This is a genomic window from Paracoccus sp. FO-3, assembly GCF_006386455.1.
Taxonomy (GTDB): domain Bacteria; phylum Pseudomonadota; class Alphaproteobacteria; order Rhodobacterales; family Rhodobacteraceae; genus Paracoccus; species Paracoccus versutus.
In genome coordinates, this window is the sequence record NZ_VCBQ01000264.1 from 1 (window position 1) to 1,310 (window position 1,310).

Below are 1,310 nucleotides of genomic sequence, written 5' to 3' on the forward strand. Positions count from 1 at the left end.
ATGTTCGTGCTGCTGGCGGCGGGCATGCCGGTGGGCTTTACCCTGATCGCCTCGGGCGCGCTTGGCATCTACTGGATCGGCGGCGGATCGGCGCTGCTCGGCATCCTCTCCAGCATGCCCAAGGACAGCGCCTCGTCCTATGAATTCCTCGCCATCCCGATGTTCCTCTTGATGGCCGAATTCGTGCTGCGCTCGGGCGTCGCCGACGACCTGTTCCAGGCCGCGGCCGCGTGGTTCGGCCGCGTCCGCGGCGGGCTCGGCATCGCAACCGCGCTCGCCGGCGCAGGCTTCGGCGCCATCTGCGGATCCTCGACCGCATCCGCCGCCACGCTCGCCTCGACCTCGCTGCCGGCCATGCTGAAATACGGCTACGACAAGCGCATGGCATCGGGCGTCGTCGCCATCTCGGGCACGCTCGCCATGCTGATCCCGCCCTCGATCGCCATGGTGGTCTATGCGCTGCTGGCCGATGTCAGCGTCGCCAAGATGCTCATCGCCGGCGTCGTGCCCGGCATCCTCGTCACCCTCACCATCGCGCTGACCGTCTATGTCCTGGCCGCGCGCAACCCCGAGCACGCGCCGCTGAGCCAGGCCTTCCCGCTGCGCGAAAAGCTGGCGCTGCTGCGGCTGATCCTGCCCATGGTGCTGCTGATGCTGGTCGTCACCGGCGCCATCTACACCGGCATCACCACGCCGACCGAGGCCTCGGCCGTCGGCGCCTTCGCCGCGGGCCTGCTCTATCTCAGCCGCCGCCACAAGGACACCTCGCTCGCCGAGATCTACGCCATCATCGCCCGCGCCACCCGCACCTCCTGCATGCTGGCGATCATCATCCTGGGCGCGCATGTCTTCACCACCTTCTTCGCGCTGACCCAGACCACCGCCATGATCATCGACTGGGTCGGCGCGCTCGAGGTCAACCGCTGGGTCATCATGGTGCTGCTGATCGTGGTCATCCTGATCCTGGGCTGCTTCATGGACCAGATGGCGATCCTGGTGCTGACCGTGCCGGTGCTGGCGCCGCTGCTGACCTCGATGGGCTTCGACCTGGTGTGGTTCGGCGTGGTGCTGATCGTCACCGCCGAGGTCGGGCTGGTCACGCCGCCCTTGGGGCTCAACTGCTTCGTGGTGTCGAAATACGCCCGCATCCCGACCGGCGACGTGTTCTGGGGCGTGCTGCCGCATGTCTGGGCCCATCTCATCGCCATCGCCATCATGCTGGCCTTCCCCGCCATGGTCATGTGGCTGCCGAACCACATGTGACGAGGGCCCGAAACCGAAACCGCGGGCGCCCCGGCATGCCGGGGCGC

General features: G+C 67.9%; 1 protein-coding gene. It reads left to right on the top strand.

The features are described 5' to 3' along the window. On the top strand, positions 1-1,263 hold a 1,263-nt coding region (locus FE811_RS26870; RefSeq protein ID WP_219848981.1), incomplete at its 5' end, for a TRAP transporter large permease. Positions 1,264-1,310: the final 47 nt, after the last annotated feature.